Raw genomic sequence first — 19,562 nt, forward strand, 5'->3', positions numbered from 1 at the left:
CCTTCGTGGCGGCGATGGGGGCGGCGGCCCCTGAGGGGGTAAACGCCGGTCCGCCACGGACGTAACTGTCGGGATGATCCGCATCGATGACGCGTGGTGGTAGAACGACGACGCCAGCCCCGCTTCGCCCCGCCGGACCGGCAGCCGCCCGCCCCTACCGGGGAGACAACCGGGGCTCGACCCAGCCCGTCTCGGTCAGGTGCGTGAGTACCGTCCGGACCGCCTCCTCGACGCTCAGCTCCGTCGTGTCCACCGTCAGCTCCGCGTCGGTGGGCTCCTCGTACGGGTCGTCCACCCCGGTCATGCCGGTGAGCAGGCCGGCCCGCGCCTTGGCGTACAGGCCCTTGCGGTCGCGCAGCTCGCAGACCTCCAGCGAGGTGGCCACATGCACCAGCACGAAACCCGCCCCGGCCACCTCGGCCATCGCCCGCGCGGTCGCCCGGGCCGGCGCGTACGGGGCGATCGGGCAGCAGATGGCCACGCCGTGGTGGCGGGCGATCTCCGCCGCCACCCAGCCGATGCGGCGCACGTTGGTGTCCCGGTCCGCCCGGCTGAAACCCAGGCCGGCGGTCAGCTCGCGGCGCACCACGTCCCCGTCCAGCAGCGTGACCGTGCGCTCGCCGGTCTCCCGCAGCGCGTCCGTGACGCCCCGGGCGATCGTGGACTTGCCGGAGCCGGAGAGCCCCGTGAAGAACAGCACGAAGCCCCGGTGCCGCCGCGGCGGGCGGGCCCGGGCCAACTCCTTGGCGACCGCGGGCGGGGTGTGCCACTCGGGCAGCGGGAAGCCTCGGTCCAGCAGGTCGTCGATCTCCTCCGGGCGCAGCGCCAGCTTCCGGTTGCGCGGCGGGATGTCGTCCCGCCAGCGCCACTGGCCGTCCCGGTTGTCGTAGGCCAGCTCCCGGGGGACCAGGACCCGGGGTCCGCCCCCGGAGAGCATCTCCCCGGTGGACAGCAGGTGCGTCACCCCGTACGCGGCGGCCACCCGGGCCCGCAGCAGGGCGTCGCGGATCTCGTCGCCGCGCCGGGTCAGCGGGACCGCCACGAAGGTGACCGGGGGCATCCGGTCCCGGGCGGCGAACACGGCCCGGACCAGCACCTCCGGCGCCAGGCCGCCCGGCCCCGGTTCGGTCACCGGGATCAGCACCAGCAGGTGGGCGCCGAGCGTGCGGGCGGCGTGCGCGATCTGGGCCAGTTGCGGGCGGTGCAGCGGGCGGTCCGCCACCACGCCGAGCACCCGGCCCGGTGGCAGCAGCGCCCTCACCTCCGCCGGGGTGCGGCGCAGCCGCTGGAACGGCCCGTGCCCGCCGTCGCCCAGCCGGCGGACCGCGCCGCCGACGCCGTGCCGGCCCTCGCGGGTGGGCCACAGATCCGTGACGTCCACCGCCGCGACCGGGGCGCCCTCCGGGTCCGTGATGACCAGGGCGCGCTGGAGCGGGTTGTTCAGGTCCAGCCGGTCCACCAGGGCGGCGGGCACCTCGAGGGTGATCGGCACGTTCCAACTCGTACCGTCCGCCAACCGGCCCCGGCGGGCGATGGCGGCCAGGTCGGCGCGGCCGAGGAAGCGGGTCAGCGGTGCGTACGCCCCGGACAGCAGCAGCTCCAGGTCGGCCAGCTCGTACGCCCGCGGCGTGTACGAGGGTGCGTCCCGCAGCACCTCGTCCGGCAGCACCCACCCGCTCATCGATCTCCCCTCGGCCGCCGGGCCCGTCCCCCCGGCGGACACACAGTTTCGCAGCCGGGCGCCGTCCGGTCGAGCCTGCCCCGCCTGCCCGGCCCCTAAGGTGACGGTGCGTCGATAAGTCAGGGGAGGGCGGGGGTGTCGACGGATCACGGAGGGAGACGAATGTCCCTACCCTGGCACCGTGGCACTCATCGCGACCCAGTCGCTGACGAAGCAGTACAACGGCAGGGTCACCGCCCTGTCGGACCTCACACTGCGGGTCGAGCCGGGCATCATCGGGCTGGTCGGCGCCAACGGCGCCGGCAAGTCCACGCTCATCAAGATCCTACTCGGCCTGCTGCCGCCCACGTCGGGTCAGGCGCGGGTCCTGGAACTCGACCCCACCACCCAGGCGGAGCAGGTGCGGGCCCGGGTCGGCTACATGCCGGAGCACGAGGCGCTCCCGCCGGACATGGCAGCCGCCGAGTTCGTCACCCACATGGGCCGCATCAGCGGCCTGCCCCGGGCCACCGCCCGGGAGCGCGCCTCCGAGGCGCTGCGCCACGTGGGCCTGTACGAGGAGCGGTACCGGCAGATCGGCGGGTACTCGACCGGCATGAAGCAGCGGGTCAAGCTGGCCCAGGCGCTGGTGCACGACCCCGACCTGCTCCTGCTCGACGAGCCCACCAACGGCCTGGACCCGGCCGGCCGGGACGCCATGCTGAACCTGGTCCAGCGGATCGGCACCGAGTTCGGCATCGCCGTCCTGGTCTGTTCGCACCTGCTCGGCGAGGTGGAGCGGATCTGCGATCACCTCGTCGCGATCGACGGCGGCCGACTGCTGCGCTCCGACGCCGTCTCCGCCATGACCACCAGCCGGGACGTGCTGGCCGTCGAGGTCAGCGAGGGCACCGACGAGCTCGTCACCCAGCTCGACAAGCTCGGGCTCGCCCCGCAGCGGGACGGCCGGCTGGTGCTGGTCCCGCTGGCCGACGAGACCACCTACGACCGCATCCTCACCGCCGTGGCCGAGCTGGACCTGCCACTGCACCGCCTGGACCGGCGCCGCCACCGCGTCGCCGAGCTGTTCACCACGAAGGAGGCCGTCGGTGGCCGCGCCTGAGCAGGCGACGCCAACGGGCGTCATCCACGACATTGGCTACCAGCGTTACTCGGGGCCCCGGCTGGGCCGCGGGTACGCCACCCGCTCGCTGTACGAGCACGGCCTGCGCTCCTCCTTCGGGCTGGGCCGCAGCGCCAAGGCGAAGATCTTCCCGTGGCTGGTGGTCGGCATCGCCGGGCTGGTCGCCGCGGTGCTGGTCGCCATCCGGGCGCAGACCGGCGCCGTGCCGCTCACCTACGACCAGTTTCCCCAGCAGCTCAGCCTGCTGACCATCTTCTTCTGCGCGATCGTCGCCCCCGAACTGGTCTCCCGGGACCTCAAGAGCGGCGTCCTGCCGCTGTACTTCTCCCGGCCGATCAGCCGCACCGACTACGCGCTGGCCAAGCTCGGCGCGCTCGGGTCCGCCGTGTTCCTGCTGCTCGCCGGCCCGCTGCTGCTGATGTTCATCGGCGCCGCGTTCACCCTGAAGGGCGGCCCGGGCAAGATCTGGGACGAGTTCGTCGACTTTCTCGGCGGCGCCGCCTACTGCGCCATCTACGCGATCCTCTTCTCGGCGATCGCCATCCTCGTCGCGTCCCTGATCGGCCGCCGCGCGGTCGCCGCCGGCGCCGTGGTGGCGGTCTTCCTGCTCACCACGCCGGTCGTCGGTGTGCTGTCCGTGCTGCCCTCCGAGACCTCCCGCCAACTGGCCGGACTGGCCAGCCCGCTCACGCTGGTCGGCGGCGTCGGCGACTGGCTGTTCGGCCAGGGCGCCGCGGGTGAGGACAACTTCGGCATTGGCACCTACGGCCCGCTCTACGGCCTGGTCACCGTGCTGCTCGCCGCCGCCTGCGTCCTCGGCCTGCTGGCCCGCTACCGGAAGGTCGCCCGATGACCGACATCACCCTGGCCGGGGTCTCCCGCTGGTACGGCAACGTGGTCGCCGTCAACGACGTCAGCATGACCCTCGGCCCCGGCGTCACCGGCCTGCTCGGCCCGAACGGCGCCGGCAAGACGACGCTGCTGCACATGATGGCCGGCTTCCTCGCCCCCTCCCGGGGGACCGTCACCCTGGACGGGGAGTCCACCTGGCGCAATCCGGCCGTCTACCGGCGGCTCGGCCTGGTCAGCGAGAAGGAGGCCGTGCACGGGTTCCTCACCGCCCGCGAGTTCGTCGAGGCATCGGCCCGGCTGCACAAGCTGCCGGATCCGGTCGCCGCCGCGCGGCGGGCCATCGAACAGGTCGAGATGACCGACGCCCAGGACCGGCGCATCGACACGTACTCCAAGGGCATGCGCCAGCGCACCCGGGTCGCCGCCGCCCTGGTCCACGAGCCGGGGGTGCTGCTGCTGGACGAGCCGTTCAACGGCATGGACCCGCGCCAGCGCCTGCACATGATGGACCTGCTGCACACCCTCGGCGACGCCGGCCGGACCATCCTGTTCAGCTCGCACATCCTCGAGGAGGTGGAGCAGGTCTCCGGCACGGTCCAGGTGATCGTCGCCGGCCGGCTCGCCGCCTCCGGCGACTACCGCACCATCCGCCGGCTGATGACTAACCGCCCGCACGTCTTCGCCATCCAGTCCAGCGACGACCGCCGGCTCGCGGTCGCGCTGATCGGTCAGCCGTCGGTCGCCGGCGTCGAGATCGACAAGACCGGCCTGACCGTCCGGGCCGGCGACTACGGCAGCTTCACCCGGGCGTTCGCCAAGATCGCGCTCGCCGAGGGTGTGCGCGTGCAGAAACTGCTCCCCTCGGACGAGTCCCTGGAGAGCGTCTTCTCCTACCTGGTGGAGGCCTGAGTGAACACCACCGTCGCCTGGATCACCGCGCGGGGGCTGTTCGGCCGCCGCCGCTTCCTGCTGCTGTTTCCGCTCCCGGTCATCCTCGTCGGCCTGGCCGCCATCGCCCGCTACGCCGGCGTCTCCGCCGTGCAGTGGGCCACCCCGGTCATCGAGGGGCTGGGCCTGTCCGTGCTCATCCCGATCACCGCGCTGATCGTCGGCACCGGCGTCCTCGGCTCCGAGATCGATGACGGGACCATCGTCCACATCCTCACCAAGCCGCTGCCCCGCAGCCAGATCATCCTCGCCAAGCTCGCCGTCGCGGTCGGCGTCACGACCGTGGCGGTGGCGGTCCCGCTGTACCTTGCCGGCGCGCTCACCGGCTCCGTCCGGCTGGGACTCTCCCTGATCGTCGGTGCCGCGGTGGGGTCCCTGGTCTACACGGCCATCTTCCTGCTGCTCAGCCTCGTCACCCGCCGGCCGGTGCTGCTCGGCCTGCTGTACGTGCTGGTCTGGGAGGGCCTGCTCAGCAACCTGGTGTCCGGGACCCGGGTGCTCAGCGTCCAGCAGTACACGCTCTCGATCACCGACGCGGTGGCCCGGTCCGAACTGCTGACCGGGCGGGTGTCGCTGACCGTGGCGCTCATCATGTCCGCGGTCCTGACGGTGGTGAGCACGGTGCTGGCCATCGACCGCCTGCGCTCCTTCTCGGTCGCCGGCGAAACCTCCTGACCCGGACCGCCCCGGCCGGCGGCGTGTTCGCTGCCCGGCCGGGGCGGCCCGGCACCTGCCGGATCTGGTTGAGCGACAGGTACAGAGGCTCCCCGGGGGCGCCTGACCGTCAGCCGGTGTTGCGCATGCCGGCGGCGATGCCGTTCACGGTGGTGAGCAGCGCGCGTTCCAGCGTCGGGTCCGCGCCGCCGTTGCGGTGGCCGCCCGGCGCGGTCGCGATGGCCCGCCCCGAGGCGCCGGAATCCCGGTACTGGGCCAGCAGCGCCACCTGGAGGTGGTGCAGCGGCTCCAGGTACGTGTCCCGGACCGCGAGCGTGCGTTGCAGCACCGGGGACGCGTCCAGCGGCGTCGACTCGCCGCTGATGCGCAGCAACTCCGCCACCGTCTTCTCGTACTCGCGCTCGATCTTGCCGAAGATCGGGTGGAGCGGCTCGGGTACCAGGGTCTCGACGTAGCGGCGGGCGATCGACAGGTCGGTCTTGGCCAGCATCATCTCGACGTTGGACAGGAACGTACGGAAGAAGTGCCAGCTGCCGTGCATCTCGGCGAGCACGCCGGACAGGCCCGCCTCGCGGGCGGCGGCGAGGCCGGAACCGACGCCGTACCAGCCGGGGACGATCTGGCGGGACTGGGTCCAGCCGAAGACCCACGGGATGGCGCGCAGGCCGCCGAGCCCGGCGCCGGTGTTGGGGCGCTTGGCGGGCCGGGAGCCGATGTTCAGCGCGCCGAGCAGCTCGGTCGGGGTGGCGGCCCAGAAGTACTCGGGGAGGTCCTTGTCCTCCACCAGGTCCCGGTACGTGCGGTAGGCGGCGTCGGAGACGAGGTTCATCGCCGAGTCCCAGCGCTCCAGTTGCTCGGCCGGCTGGCGCGGGGCGGTGTGCAGCAGCGTGGCCTGGAGGACGGCCGCGACGGTCAGTTCGAGGTTCTCCCGGGCGAGCGCCGGCAGCGTGTACTTGTCGGAGATGACCTCGCCCTGCTCGGTCACCTTGATCGCGCCGTCGAGGGTGCCGTACGGCTGGGCGAGGATCGCCTCGTGGGTGGGGCCGCCGCCGCGGCCGACGGTGCCGCCGCGGCCGTGGAACAGGCGCAGCGTGACCCCGTGCCGGGCGGCCACGTCGCGCAGCGCGCGCTGGGCGCGGTGGATGGCCCACTGCGAGGTGGTGATGCCGGCCTCCTTGTTGGAGTCGCTGTAGCCGAGCATCACCTCCTGCACGTCGCCCCGGGCACGCACGATCGCCCGGTACGCGGGCAGGGAGAGCATCTGGTCCAGCAGGGCGCCGCCGGCGTCCAGTTCGGCGGGGGTCTCCAGCAGGGGGACGAAGCCGACGCGGGCGCGGCCGCTGTGCACGTCGACGAGGCCGGCCTCGCGCGCCAGGACGGCGGCGGCGAGCACGTCGTCCACCCCGAGGGTCATCGAGATGATGTAGGACTCGATGACCTCGGCGCCGAATCGGTCCTGCACCTCGCGGATGGTGCCGAACACGTCGAACGTCTTGCGGGCGGTGTCGGTGAGCGCGATGTCCACACCGGCCAGCGGGCGGCGGCCGGACAGCTCGCGGGCGAGCAGGTCGGTGCGTTGCTCGCGGGTCAGCCCGGTGTACTCGGGCGTCTCACCGACCCGGGCGTACATCTGCGCCAGGACCGCGTGGTGCGCCTCGGCGTGTTCGCGGACGTCCAGGGTGGCCAGGTGCAGCCCGAACGCGGCGATGGTGCGGATCACCGAGGCGAGCCGGCCGACCGCGGTGAGCTGGCCGGCGTTGCGGGCCAGGGAGCCGCGGATCAGCTCCAGGTCGGCGATCAGTTCGGCCGAGCCGCGGTAGTCCCGCCCCGGCACGTGCGGGGTGTTGCGGGCCAGCCGCAGCCGGGTGTTGTTGAGCTTCGTCAACACGCAGCGCGCCTTGAGCCGGTACGGCTCTTCGGCGTTGACCCGGCGGAAGCGCTCGGCGACCTCCGGCAGGGCGTCCAGATCCCGGGCGAGGCTGGCGGACAGGTCGAGGGAGACGCCGCGCAGCCGGCGGGAGACCGACACCTCGTTGATCAGCCCCTCGAGCGCCGCCTCGGTGGCCTGCAGCCCGTGCTCGTGCTGGATCAGCAGGACGTCCCGGGTGACGGCCGGGGTGACGAACGGGTTGCCGTCCCGGTCGCCGCCGATCCACGTGCCGAAGGTGAGCGGCCGGGCGGTCGGCGCCGTCTCCACGCCGAGGCTGCGCAGCGTGTCGGCCAGGTCCTCCAGCACCCGGGGCGCCGCGTCGGCGTACAGGTCCCGCAGGTAGTAGACGGCGTTGCGGGCCTCGTCGGTGGGGTCGGGGCGGCTGAGCCGAAGCTCGTCGGTCTGCCAGAGCAGGTCCAGGATCTCGGCGAGCCGGCGGTCGGCGCGGGCGGTGTCGTGCGCGCCGAAGAGCACGGCGGCGGCGGACTCGGCGTCCAGTTCGTCGGCGATCGCGCGCAGCTTGGACAGGATCGACCGGCGGGCGGCCTCGGTCGGGTGGGCGGTGAAGACCGGGCGGACCGCGAGGCGGCGGGCGGCGGCGGCGATCTCGTCGGCCGGCACGCCGCGCTCGGCGATCAGCTTGGCCGCCTGGTCCAGCCAGCCGCCGTGCCGGGCGCGCCGGCGTTGCAGGTCCCGGGCGCGGTGCACCTGCTCGGTGACGTTGGCCAGGTGGAAGTAGGTGGAGAAGGCACGGGCCAGCTTGGTGCCGGTGGTCACGTCGAGCGCGGCGAGCCGGCCGGCCGCGGTCCCGGCGTCCGCGCGGACCAGGGCGCGGACCTCCTCCACGAGGTCCAGCAGGGCCCGGCCCTCCTGCCGGGTGAGGGTCTCACCGAGCAGGGTGCCGAGCCGGCGGATGTCGGCCCGCAGCGCCGCGTCGCGGTCCGCGGCCTCGCTCAACGACTCCGGTGTCAGGACGGTCAAGGCGCCTCCCTAGGTGGACCCGATCCGGACGGCGCTGTCCCGCAGCGGGCATCGTATCGAGGGCGGGTGACCGGCGGGCCACGGCTGTGCGCCATCTCTCAGCGCACGCCGATGGTGACGCGCCGTGGCTCCCGCCAAGGCGAGCCTCGCTCATCAGTTGGCAGCCTATGTCGGTTCCGGTCCGGGTGGTGGCGAACCGGAATCTGTCGGCTGGCCGGGATACGCTGGGGACCCAACCCCCCGTCTCCGCCTGGATCGGGGGCTCCTTGCGTGCGCCCACGCCCCGTGCCGCGGCCGCCGTGCGTGGAGCCTGCCCGGCCGGCGCAGCGGGCACAATCGCCTGCAATACCGAAGGGCCAGCCATGAGACTCGCCGGGCTCCTGCCGGCCGCCCTCGCCGATCCCGCGTTCGCCCGCACCCGAGAGCGGGCCCGCCCCGGCTCGGTCGTCGACCAGCTCGACCTGACCGCGCCGCCGGCGCTGCGCCCGTTCGTGGCCGCGGCGATCGCGGCGCAGCCCGACGCGGGCGGCGCCGGGCGCCCGCTGCTGGCGGTGACCGCGACCAGCCGGGAGGCGGACGACCTGGCGGCAGCGCTGGGCAGCCTGCTGCCGCCGGCGGAGATCGCCGTCTACCCGTCCTGGGAGACGCTGCCCCACGAGCGGCTCTCCCCGCGGTCGGACACGGTCGGCCGCCGGCTGGCCGTGCTGCGCCGGCTGGCCCACCCGCAGGAGGCCGCCGGGCCGCTGCGGGTGGTCGTCGCGCCGGTCCGCTCGGTGCTCCAGCCCCAGCTCAAGGGCCTCGGCGACCTGGAGCCGGTGGAGCTGCGCCCGGGCGCGGAGGCGGACCTGGCGGGCGTGGCCCGCCGCCTGTCCGACATGGCGTACGCGCGGGTCGACCTGGTCACCAAGCGCGGCGAGTTCGCCGTGCGCGGCGGCATCCTGGACGTCTTCCCGCCGACCAGCGAGCACCCGCTGCGGGTCGAGTTCTGGGGCGACGAGGTCGAGGAGATCCGCACCTTCGCGGTGGCCGACCAGCGCACGATCGAGGCGGTAACGCGGCTCTGGGCGCCGCCCTGCCGGGAACTGCTGCTGACCGGGCCGGTCCGGGCCCGCGCCGCCGAGCTGAGCGAGCGCCACCCGGAGCTGGCCGAGATCCTGGACAAGCTGGCCGAGGGCATCCCGGTCGAGGGCATGGAGTCGTTCGCGCCCGCCCTGCTGGACGGCACCGACTCCATGGAGCTGCTGTCGCACTGCATGCCGAAGGACACCCTGGTGCTGCTGTGCGACCCGGAGCGCATCCGCACCCGGGCGCACGACCTGGTGCGCACCTCGGCGGAGTTCCTGGCGGCGAGCTGGGCCGCCGCGGCGACCGGCGGCAGGGCCCCGATCGACCTGGGCGCCGCCGCCTTCCGCACCCTCGCCGACGTGCGCACCGCCGCCCGCGAGCTGGGCCAGCCGTGGTGGTCGCTGGCCCCCTTCGGGCTCGCCGACGACCCGCCCGCCCGGCCGCTGCCCGAGCCGGCGCCGTGGGAGGACCCGGTCGAGGACGCCGACGTGCCGGTCGACGAGGGTGAGTCGGCGACGCTGTCCGCCCAGCCGGTCCCGCTGTACCACGGCGAGACCGCCCGGCTGCTGAAGGATCTCGAGCAGTGGCGCTCCGACAAGTGGTCGGTGGTGCTGGTGTTCGAGGGGCAGGGGCCGGCGCAGCGGGCGGTCGAGGTGCTGCGGGACGCCGGCCACGGCGCCGCGATGACCGAGGAACTGCCCGAGCCGCCCGGCGCCGGCGACCTGGTCGTCACCCGCGGCTCGCTCAACCACGGCTTCCTGGACCCGGCGGCCCGGCTGGCCGTCGTCACCGGCAACGACATCACCGGCGGGCGCGGCTCGTCCACCCGGGACATGCGCAAGCTGCCCAGCCGGCGGCGCAACACCATCGACCCGCTGGAGCTGCGCGCCGGCGACTTCGTGGTGCACGAGCAGCACGGCATCGGCCGGTACGTGGAACTCGTGCAGCGCACCGTCAACGGCGCGTCCCGCGAGTACATGGTGATCGAGTACGCGCCGAGCAAGCGGGGCCAGCCGGGCGACCGGCTGTTCGTCCCGACCGACCAGCTCGACCAGCTCTCCCGGTACGTGGGCGGGGAGGCGCCGACCCTGCACAAGATGGGCGGCGCCGAGTGGCAGAAGGCCAAGGCGCGCGCCCGCAGGGCGGTCCGCGAGATTGCCGCGCAGCTCGTCCAGCTGTACGCCGCCCGCAAGGCGGCCGAGGGGCACGCCTTCGGCCCGGACACCCCGTGGCAGCGCGAGCTGGAGGACGCCTTCCCGTACACCGAGACGCCGGACCAGCTCGCCGCGATCGAAGAGGTCAAGCGGGACATGGAGCAGCGCTCCCCGATGGACCGGCTGATCTGCGGCGACGTCGGGTACGGCAAGACCGAGATCGCGGTGCGGGCGGCGTTCAAGGCGGTGCAGGACGGCAAGCAGGTGGCCGTGCTGGTGCCCACCACCCTGCTCGCGCAGCAGCACCACACGACGTTCTCCGAGCGGATGAGCCAGTTCCCGATCGAGATCCGTCAGCTCTCCCGGTTCGCCACCCCGAAGGAGAGCGAGCGGACCCTGGAGATGGTCGGCGACGGCACCGTCGACGTGGTGATCGGCACCCACCGGCTGCTCCAGAGCGCCACCCGGTTCAAGCGGCTCGGCCTGGTCGTCGTCGATGAGGAGCAGCGCTTCGGGGTGGAGCACAAGGAGTTCCTCAAGCAGTTGCGCACCTCGGTGGACGTGCTGACCATGTCCGCCACCCCGATTCCGCGCACCCTGGAAATGGCGATCACGGGCATCCGGGAGATGTCCACCATCGCCACCCCGCCGGAGGAGCGGCACCCGGTCCTGACGTTCGTCGGCGGGTACGACGACAAGCAGGTCGCCGCGGCCATCCACCGCGAGCTGCTCCGCGACGGGCAGGTCTTCTACCTGCACAACCGGGTGGAGTCGATCGAGAAGGCGGCCCGGCGGATCCGCGAGCTGGTGCCCGAGGCGCGGGTCGCGGTGGCGCACGGCCAGATGGGCGAGGACGCCCTCGAACGGATCATGGTCGGCTTCTGGGAGAAGGAGTACGACGTCCTGGTCTGCACCACGATCGTCGAGTCGGGCATCGACATCCCGAACGCGAACACGCTGATCGTGGAGCGGGCCGACCTGCTCGGCCTGGCCCAGCTGCACCAGATCCGCGGCCGGGTCGGCCGGGGCCGCGAGCGGGCGTACGCGTACTTCCTGTACCCGCGGGAGAAGCCGCTCACCGAGCACGCCCACGAGCGGCTGGCCACCATCGCCCAGCACACCGAACTGGGCGCCGGTATGTACGTGGCGATGAAGGACCTGGAGATCCGCGGCGCCGGCAACCTGCTCGGCGGCGAGCAGTCCGGGCACATCGAGGGCGTCGGCTTCGACCTGTACGTGCGGATGGTCGGCGAGGCGGTGCAGGCGTTCAAGGGCGAGCGGCAGGAGGAGCTGCCCGAGGTCAAGATCGACCTGCCGGTCGACGCGCACCTGCCGCACGACTACATCGCGGTCGAGCGGCTGCGCCTGGAGATGTACCGCAAGCTCGCCGAGGCGCGGGACGGCACGGCCCTGGCCGAGACCGTGGCCGAGCTGACCGACCGGTACGGCGAGCCGCCGGCCCCGGTGCAGAACCTGGTGGCGGTGGCCCGGTTCCGGCTGCTGGCCAGGGCGTACGGGCTCACCGACGTCTCCGTGCAGGGCAGGCACGTGCGGTTCGCCCCGCTCGTCCTGCTGGACTCCAAGCAGTTGCGGCTCAAGCGGTACCACCCGGACGCGGTCTACAAGTCCGCGACGGACCAGGTCAGCGTGCCGCGCCCGAGCACCCGGCGGGTCGGCGGGGAGCCGCTGCGCGACCAGGCACTGCTGGAGTGGTGCGCGCAGTTGCTGCGCGACGTGCTCGGGGAGCCGGTCGCGGCCACCACCGCGTGACGTGAGACAGTGACCTGCGCAGTTCGATGATTGACGGAGGATGACACCGTGGCCCTGCGTCCCGCCGCACGCCTGCTCGCCGTCGTGGCGAGCGCCGCCGTCGCCCTCGCGGGCCTGACCGCCTGCCGCTCCGACCCGCAGGTCGCCGCCTACGTGGGGGACCGGGTGTACTCGGTCGCCGAGGTGCAGCGGATCTACGACCAGGCCGGCCGGGCGCTGGCGGAGGCGCTCCAGGCGAGCGGCCGCACGGACGAGGTGCCGCTGTCGATCACCCGGGTGCACGTGGTGCAGACCCTCGTCGGCCGGGACGTGCTGAGGGCGGTGGCGCAGGAGCGCCAGCTCAGCCCGGTGGAGGTGCCGGTGGAGCAGGCGGCCCAGGCGCTGAACCTGCCCAGCCAGGCCGAGTTCGCCGCGGTGTACGCCGAGTACCAGGGGTACCTGCAGGCCGTGGAGACGAGGGTCGAGCCGAAGGCATCCGACGCCGACCTGCGGGACGTGTACGACCGGCTGCGGGCGGCCGGCCTGGAGGAGGCCCAGCAGCCGTTCGCGCAGTGGTCGGCCACGCTCTCGGAGCAGAACCGGGAGATGGTCGGGCGCACGGTCGCCACCCGGGACCTGCTCCGGCCCGAGATCGAGAAGCAGCGGGTGGCGATCAACCCGCGGTACTCGCCGACCGAGATCACCCTGCTGTCGTTCGATTCCAAGCCGCTGGTGGTGGTCCCGCTGCGGGCCGGCGCGACCGGCGACCCGGTCACCGACCTGGGCGAGCCCGCGGCCTGAGATGGCCGCCCGGGTCGTCCTGCTCGTCACCTCGCCCCGCCTGCCTGCCGGCCTGCTCACCGCCGCCGCGTGGGACCTGGTCCGGCGACATCCGGTGCTGACCGCGGCGGAGACACCCCAGGCGGCGGCCGTGCGCGCGGCCGGCGCGGCGGTGACGCTCGCGGCGGGGCCGCCGGCCGACGCGCTGCTCGCCGCCGCGGGCACGCAGGGCACCGCCGTCTGGCTGGCCGGCCCCACCGGTGACGAGGACGTCGCCCGGGCCCTCGGCCACCGCCTGGCCCGCGAGCCCGGCCGGGCCGAACTGGAGCTGGTGTACGGCTCGTGGGACCCGCCCGGCGCCCGCCTCCTGGACGCGGTGACCGTCATGGACCGCCTCCTGTCCCCGGGCGGCGACCCGTGGAAGCGCCAGCAGACCCACCGGACGCTGGCCCAGTTCCTGCTTGAGGAGTGCTACGAGGCGTACGACGCGATCGAGGCCGGCGACCTCGGCGCGCTGCGCGAGGAACTGGGCGACATCCTGCTCCAGGTGGTGCTGCACGCCCGGATCGCGCAGGACCGGCCGGAGGAGTCCCGCTGGACCGTGGACGACGTGGCCGGCGACCTGGTCGCCAAGCTGATCCGCCGCAACCCGCACGTCTTCGCCGGCACCGCCGTGGCGGACGTGGACGAGATCGTCGAGAACTGGGAGCAGATCAAGCGGGCCGAGAAGTCGCGGGCCTCCGCCATGGACGGGATCGCGCTGGCCCAGCCCGCGCTGTCGCTGGCGGGAAAGGTGCTGCAACGCGCGCGGCGGGCCGGCGTCGAGGTTCCCGTCCCGCCGGCGCCGGCCGGCGTGGACGTGGCCGACGCCGAGGCGCTGGGGCGGGCCCTGCTCGGGCTGGTCGCCGCGGCCCGGGAGGTGGGCGTGGACGCCGAGGCCGCCCTGCGCCGGGCCGCCCTCCGCCAGGCCGCCGCCGTCCGCGCGGCCGAGACCGCACCCTAGCCCCTGCCGCAAGCGGCAGCCGCCTTCCCGTCCACCTGGCCGGGCTGCCGCACCACGGCCTGCCCGCCCGGGCCGCACCCCGCTTTGCTCGGCTTCCCCGGCGGTAGCGGCGGGTTCTCTGGCGGTAGCCGCGGGGCGAAGCCTCAACCCTCCGGCACCCGGGCCGCGGGCACCGGCCGCCTCGCGGGGCGGTGAGGGGCCGACCGGGCCAGGGCGAAGGCGAGGCCGGCGCCCACGATGGCGACGCCGGCGACCTGCGGGAGGGTCGGGGCGCTGGCGTGCAGGATGGTGGCGGTGGCCAGGGTCGCGACCGGCATCAGCCCGGCGAACAGGCCGGCCCGCTCCACCCCCAGCCGGCCCAGCCCGTTGTACCAGGCCAGGAACGCCCCGACCGTGAGCACCAGCACCAGGTACGCGTAGGTGAGGGCCTCCGCGGTGGACGGTGGCCGCCAGCGGGCCAGCTCGCCGCCCGCCACGGCCCCCGCGAGGAGCAGCGGAACGGCGGCGGCGCACGCGTAGGCCGACGTGCGCACCACGCCGATGCGGGCGAGCAGGGGCACCGCGATCAGCGAGAACGACACCTCCCCGGCGAGGGCGCCGACCGCCAGCAGGACCCCGGTGGTGTCCGCGTGGCCGCCGCCGCGCACGATCGCGGCACCGAGCACCACGACCAGGGCCGCCGCGACGGCCCGGGTGGCGGGGCGCTCGCGGCGCAGCAGGGGGCCGCAGATCGCCAGCGCGATCGGGGTGGCGCCGATGACGGTACCGATGATGGCGGCGTCGGCGTGGCGCAGCGCGAGCAGGATGCAGACGTTGAAGCCGGCCAGCCCGGTGGCGGCCAGGGCGACCAGCCGGGCCAGGTCCCGCCGGCGCAGCGCGGTGGGGCGCCCGCGCGCGATCGCGCCGAGGATGGCGGCCGCGAGGGCGTACCGGACGGCCTGGCCGGTGAGGGTGGGGTAGTCGACGATGAGTTCGTTCAGGGCGACGGAGCCGCCGACGGCGAGCATGGCGGCCGTGCAGAGCAGGGCACCCGGAATCTTCACGGCGCCGACGGTAGGCCGGCTTCTGGCCCTGTCGACAGAGCCAAACCAGAAGCATCGGACGGGGCCAAAAGGCGCGGGCGGTAGGTTCTGCCCATGCCTCAAGAGTTCGCACCGCTCGCCGAGCGCATCGTCGACGCGCTGCTGGAGTCCGACCCGTCCGTCGCCCTGTACGCGGGCGACCACCGGTTCGACGACCTGCTGCCGGACCTGTCCCGGGACGCCGTCGCCGCCGACACCGCCATGCTGCGGGACGCCGCGGACGCGCTCGCGCAGATCGACGACACCGGGCTGGACCCGCAGGAGCGGGTCGACCACGCGGTGCTCAGCGCGTGGGTGGACCGGCGGCTGTTCGAGAACACCGAGATCCGCGAGCACGAGTGGAACCCGCTGGAGCACAACCCGGGCCCGCTGCTCTACGCCCTGATCGCGCGCCCCTTCGCGCCGGTGGACCAGCGGCTGTCCAGCCTCGCCGGCCGGCTGGCCGCGGTGCCGGACGCGCTGGCCACCGCCCGCGCGGTGCTCGCGGACTGCCCGCGTACCCACCTGGAGACGGCGGTCGGGCAGTTCGCCGGGGTCGCGGCGCTGGTCCGGGACGAGGTGCCGCCGATGCTGGCGCAGGCGCCGCAGGTGGGCGCGGCGGTCCGGCCGGCGGCCGAGGCGGCGGCGGCCGCGCTGGACGAGTTCGGCGGCTGGCTGCGGGAGCGGGTGAGCCGCGCCGAGGACGGCGACGAGGGCGGCCGGGACGAGCGGCTGGGGCGCCGGCTGTTCGAGGCCCGGTTGTGGCACACCCTGGACACCGACCTGAGCGCCGCCGAGGTGCTCCGCCGCGCCGAGAAGAACCTCGATCGGGTCACCGAGCGGATCCGGGCCGCGGCGGCGGAACTGACCGGCGGCCCGGCCACCGACGCGACCGTGCGGGCGGCGCTGGACCGGCTCGCCGCCGAGCACCCCGACGACGACACGATCGTGGACCTGGCCCGGGTGACCCTGGACGAGACCACCGGGTTCGTCCGCGCCAACGACCTGGTCGGCCTCGTGGACGACCCGTGCGTGATCCTGGAGATGCCGGAGTTCGCCCGGGGAGTGGCGGTCGCCTACTGCGACCCTCCCGGTCCGATGGAGACGGTCCCCGTTCCGACGTTCTACTGCATCTCGCCCACGCCGGCGGACTGGTCGCCGGAGCGGGTCGCCTCGTTCTACCGCGAGTACAACTCGCACATGGTGCGGAATCTGACCGTCCACGAGGCGATGCCCGGGCACTTCCTCCAACTCGCGCACGCCCGCCGGTTCCGCGGCAGCACCCGGGTGCGCCAGCTCGGCTGGTCCGGCCCGTTCGTGGAGGGCTGGGCGGTGTACGCGGAGGAGATGATGGCCGACGCCGGCTTCGGCGGCCTGCCGGTCCGGCTCCAGCAGCTCAAAATGCAGCTGCGCATGAGCATCAACGCGATCCTGGACCAGCTCGTCCACTGCGAGGGGATGACCGAGGCGGAGGGGATGGCCCTGATGGTGGAGCGCGGCTTCCAGGAGGAGGGCGAGGCGGCCGGCAAGTGGCGGCGGGCGCTGCTCACCTCGACCCAGCTCTCCACGTACTTCGTCGGCTACACCGAGGTGGCCGGGATCGCGGCGGCCCGGCCGGCGGGCACCGCGCCGCGTGCCTGGCACGACGCGATGCTCGCGCACGGCTCGCCGCCGCCGCGCCACCTGCGGACCCTGCTCGGGGTCTGACCTCAAGGTCTGACCCCGGGGTCTGACCCCGAGGGCTGACCTCAGCGTCGGCTGACCGTCGCGCCCGGCGGGAGGTCGAACGCGTCCGCGTCCACGATGTCCCGGTAGCGGGTCAGCGAGGCGTCCACCTCGATCCCGCCGACCCGGCCGGTGAAGCTGCCGAGGATGCCGTCCGTGGTGACGCAGGCGTCGAACGCGCCCGCCGGTCGGGTCACCTGCACGCAGCCGGCGTGCTGGCCGGCGATCGTCGTGTCGTACTGCCGCGTCACCGCGTCCGGGTCGGCCGCGGCGGCGGTGAGCAGCCGCACGACCGTCTCGGGTGGAACGATCCCGCGCGGGCGGCTGTCGGCGAACTGGTCGACGTCGCCGGCGAGCCCGGTGCTGCGCGCCGGGGCCCGCCGGGTGCAGGCGGTGCGCCGCGCCCGGGTGGTGCAGTCGGTGAGGCCGGCCGGGGTCAGCGTGAGCATCCCGCCGGGGAAGCGCAGCGCCATCCGGCGGGGCTGCTGCGCCTGGGCGATGTGCGCCTCGGCGCCGCCGGTGAGCTGGTACTCCGCCGAATACGTGAGCTTCTCCGCGGTGGACAGCAGCGCCGCCAGGTCGCCGACCACGGCGGCCGGCTGGTTCGCGGCGGCCGGCTCGCCGGGCAGCGGCGAGCAGGCGGCGAGCAGCGCGGTGCAGCCGGCGGCCGCGAGCGTCGGCCCGAGCCTCGGTACCCCCATGGCCCTTCAGCCTGCCGACCGCGGGCGGCGCGCGCAAACGGGTTGCGGAAGGGATACCCGCTCGGGCGGAAACCCGGGGCGGTTACGCTGTGGCACCGGAGCTTTCCGGCCGCAGCGTGGCGGCCCGCGGATCGACGTGAGGAGCGACACTGTGGCCACCATCGAGGGAATCGTCGCCAGGGAGATCCTGGACTCGCGGGGCAACCCGACGGTCGAGGTGGAGGTCGGGCTGGACGACGGCACCATCGCCCGGGCCGCCGTGCCGTCGGGCGCCTCCACCGGAGCTTTCGAGGCGCTGGAACTGCGCGACGGCGACAAGGGCCGGTACCTGGGCAAGGGCGTCGAGAACGCGGTCACCAACATCGAGGACCGCGTGGTGGACCAGTTGCTCGGCTACGAGGCCAGCGAGCAGCGGCTGATCGACGCGAAGATGCTGGACATCGACGGCACCCCGGACAAGTCCACCCTGGGCGCGAACGCGATCCTCGGCGTCTCCCTGGCGGTCGCCAAGGCCGCCGCCGGCAGCGCCGAGCTGAGCCTGTTCCGGTATCTGGGCGGGCCGAACGCGCACCTGCTGCCGGTGCCGATGATGAACATCATCAACGGCGGCGCGCACGCGGACTCCAACGTGGACGTGCAGGAGTTCATGATCGCGCCGATCGGCGCGCCGACGTTCCGCGAGGCGCTGCGCTCGGGCGCCGAGGTGTACCACGCGCTCAAGTCCGTGCTGAAGAAGAAGGGCCTGAGCACCGGCCTGGGCGACGAGGGCGGCTTCGCCCCGAACCTGCCCGGCACCACGGCGGCGCTGGACCTGATCGGCGAGGCGGTCGAGGCCGCCGGGTACACGCTGGGCACCGACATCGCCCTGGCCCTGGACGTGGCCGCGACGGAGCTCTACAAGGACGGGTCCTACGTCTTCGAGGGCGGCGCCAAGTCCAGCGAGGAAATGATCAACTTCTACGCCAAGCTGGTCGAGGCGTACCCGATCGTGTCGATCGAGGACCCGCTGGCGGAGGAGGACTGGGCCGGCTGGAGCGCGATGACCGCGGCGCTCGGCGAGAGGATCCAGATCGTCGGCGACGACCTGTTCGTCACCAACCCGCAGCGCATCGCCCGCGGCATCGCCGAGAGGGCCGCCAACGCGGTGCTGGTCAAGGTGAACCAGATCGGCTCGCTGACCGAGACGCTGGACGCCGTTGACCTGGCGCACCGGGCCGGGCTCAGGTGCATGATGAGCCACCGCTCCGGCGAGACCGAGGACACCACCATCGCCGACCTGGCCGTCGCGCTCGGCTGCGGCCAGATCAAGACCGGCGCGCCGGCCCGCTCGGACCGGGTGGCCAAGTACAACCAGCTGCTGCGGATCGAGGAAGAGTTGGCGGACGCGGCGCGGTACGCCGGCGCCGGGGCCTTCCCCCGGTACCGTTCGGCCTAGCGGCGATCTGGCCGGGGCGCCGCGCGTGGCGCCCCGGCCGCCCACGCCTGGAGGGAGGGCGGCGCGCGATGAGCCAGCGCCGGATGCCGAGCGGGCAGCGACCCGCCCGGCGGACGGGCAGCGCCGGCCGGGCGGAGCCGCGCTCCCGGGCCGGCCGGGGGAGCGAGGCACCCCGGCAGACGGAGCGCCGCAAGCCGGCCGCCGCCCGCCGCGGGTCCGCCGCCGGCGGCCGTCCCGGGGGAGCCCGCCCGACCGCGGGCGCCCGCCACACCGGCAACGCCAAGCGGACCCGGGCGCCCCAGCCCCGCCAGCTCACCGGCCGGGCCACGATCCTGCTGATCGTGTTGATCTCGCTGGCGCTCGGCTACACGTACCCCATCCGTGTGTACCTGTCGCAGCAGTCCGACATCGCCGAGGCCCGCGCCTCCCTCGACGAGCAGGAGACCCGCATCGCGGAGTTGCGCGAGAAGGCAGCCAAGTGGCAGGACGACGAGTACATCCGCATCCAGGCACGCAAGCGGCTGTACTACGGCCGCCCCGGCGAGCTGCTGCTCATCCCGTGGTGGGACGCGGAGGGCGCCGCCCGGGACGCCGGCAAGGAGCCGCCGAAGCCCACCGCGCCACCGAGCCCCTGGTACGACACCCTGTGGTCCAGCGTCCAAGCGGCGAACCGGTGAGCGCGAGGAGCACCCGGAGCGC

General features: G+C 74.1%; 13 protein-coding genes and 1 pseudogene. 10 read left to right on the top strand and 4 right to left on the bottom strand.

What is annotated here, in order from left to right; all coding sequences use genetic code 11:
- Positions 1-154 precede the first annotated feature (154 nt).
- Positions 155-1,681 (bottom strand): adenylyl-sulfate kinase, encoded by a 1,527-nt coding sequence (gene cysC / locus KJS59_RS11520; protein ID WP_213452828.1) that lies wholly within the window; start codon positions 1,679-1,681, stop codon positions 155-157.
- A gap of 274 nt (positions 1,682-1,955) precedes the next feature.
- Here cysC and KJS59_RS11525 point away from each other — a divergent pair.
- From KJS59_RS11525 to KJS59_RS11540, 4 genes and pseudogenes are all read left to right on the top strand, one after another.
- Positions 1,956-2,783, top strand: a pseudogene (locus KJS59_RS11525) (ABC transporter ATP-binding protein); the annotation flags it as partial.
- Complete coding sequence (locus tag KJS59_RS11530) at positions 2,770-3,657, top strand: ABC transporter permease (protein WP_213452830.1); 888 nt, start codon at positions 2,770-2,772, stop codon at positions 3,655-3,657. The pseudogene KJS59_RS11525 and the gene KJS59_RS11530, both read left to right, overlap by 14 nt.
- Positions 3,654-4,565 carry an ABC transporter ATP-binding protein gene (locus KJS59_RS11535; RefSeq protein ID WP_213452831.1) on the top strand — a complete coding sequence of 304 codons (912 nt, stop codon included), beginning with the start codon at positions 3,654-3,656 and terminating at the stop codon, positions 4,563-4,565. Before KJS59_RS11530 ends, KJS59_RS11535 begins: the two co-directional genes overlap by 4 nt.
- Positions 4,566-5,279 carry an ABC transporter permease gene (locus KJS59_RS11540; protein WP_213452832.1) on the top strand — a complete coding sequence of 238 codons (714 nt, stop codon included), beginning with the start codon at positions 4,566-4,568 and terminating at the stop codon, positions 5,277-5,279.
- Positions 5,280-5,388: 109 nt separating this feature from the next.
- On the opposite strand, the gene ppc is transcribed toward KJS59_RS11540, so the two are convergent.
- The gene (gene ppc / locus KJS59_RS11545; RefSeq protein ID WP_213452912.1) at positions 5,389-8,166 is read right to left on the bottom strand and encodes a phosphoenolpyruvate carboxylase; all 2,778 of its coding nucleotides are present in this window, start codon (positions 8,164-8,166) and stop codon (positions 5,389-5,391) included.
- Positions 8,167-8,552: 386 nt separating this feature from the next.
- Between ppc and mfd the strand changes: the two genes are divergently transcribed.
- The 3 genes from mfd to KJS59_RS11560 are packed head-to-tail and all read left to right on the top strand — an operon-like array spanning position 8,553 to position 13,941.
- Positions 8,553-12,179: a transcription-repair coupling factor gene (gene mfd, locus KJS59_RS11550; RefSeq protein WP_213452833.1), complete on the top strand. Its 3,627-nt coding sequence runs from the start codon at positions 8,553-8,555 to the stop codon at positions 12,177-12,179.
- Positions 12,180-12,227: 48 nt separating this feature from the next.
- Positions 12,228-12,959 (top strand): hypothetical protein, encoded by a 732-nt coding sequence (locus tag KJS59_RS11555; RefSeq protein WP_213452834.1) that lies wholly within the window; start codon positions 12,228-12,230, stop codon positions 12,957-12,959.
- Position 12,960: 1 nt separating this feature from the next.
- Positions 12,961-13,941, top strand: coding sequence for a MazG family protein (locus KJS59_RS11560; protein WP_213452835.1), 981 nt, complete (start codon positions 12,961-12,963; stop codon positions 13,939-13,941).
- A gap of 143 nt (positions 13,942-14,084) precedes the next feature.
- Here the strand turns inward: KJS59_RS11560 and KJS59_RS11565 are convergent, their stop codons facing one another.
- Entirely contained in the window at positions 14,085-14,984 is a 900-nt protein-coding gene (locus KJS59_RS11565; RefSeq protein ID WP_213452836.1) for a DMT family transporter, read from the bottom strand.
- A gap of 93 nt (positions 14,985-15,077) precedes the next feature.
- Between KJS59_RS11565 and KJS59_RS11570 the strand changes: the two genes are divergently transcribed.
- Complete coding sequence (locus KJS59_RS11570; protein ID WP_213452837.1) at positions 15,078-16,709, top strand: DUF885 domain-containing protein; 1,632 nt, start codon at positions 15,078-15,080, stop codon at positions 16,707-16,709.
- A 41-nt stretch (positions 16,710-16,750) separates the two neighbouring features.
- Here KJS59_RS11570 and KJS59_RS11575 read toward each other — a convergent pair whose 3' ends face one another.
- Complete coding sequence (locus KJS59_RS11575; RefSeq protein WP_213452838.1) at positions 16,751-17,428, bottom strand: hypothetical protein; 678 nt, start codon at positions 17,426-17,428, stop codon at positions 16,751-16,753.
- A 151-nt stretch (positions 17,429-17,579) separates the two neighbouring features.
- Here KJS59_RS11575 and eno point away from each other — a divergent pair, with 151 nt between their 5' ends.
- A complete protein-coding gene (eno, locus tag KJS59_RS11580; protein WP_213452839.1) occupies positions 17,580-18,863 on the top strand; it encodes a phosphopyruvate hydratase in 1,284 nt (427 codons plus the stop codon).
- Between the two features lie 68 nt (positions 18,864-18,931).
- Positions 18,932-19,540, top strand: coding sequence for an FtsB family cell division protein (locus tag KJS59_RS11585; RefSeq protein WP_213452840.1), 609 nt, complete (start codon positions 18,932-18,934; stop codon positions 19,538-19,540).
- Positions 19,541-19,562: the final 22 nt, after the last annotated feature.

Origin of the sequence: Rhizomonospora bruguierae (genome assembly GCF_018397995.1) — a bacterium.
Lineage (GTDB): Bacteria > Actinomycetota > Actinomycetes > Mycobacteriales > Micromonosporaceae > Rhizomonospora > Rhizomonospora bruguierae.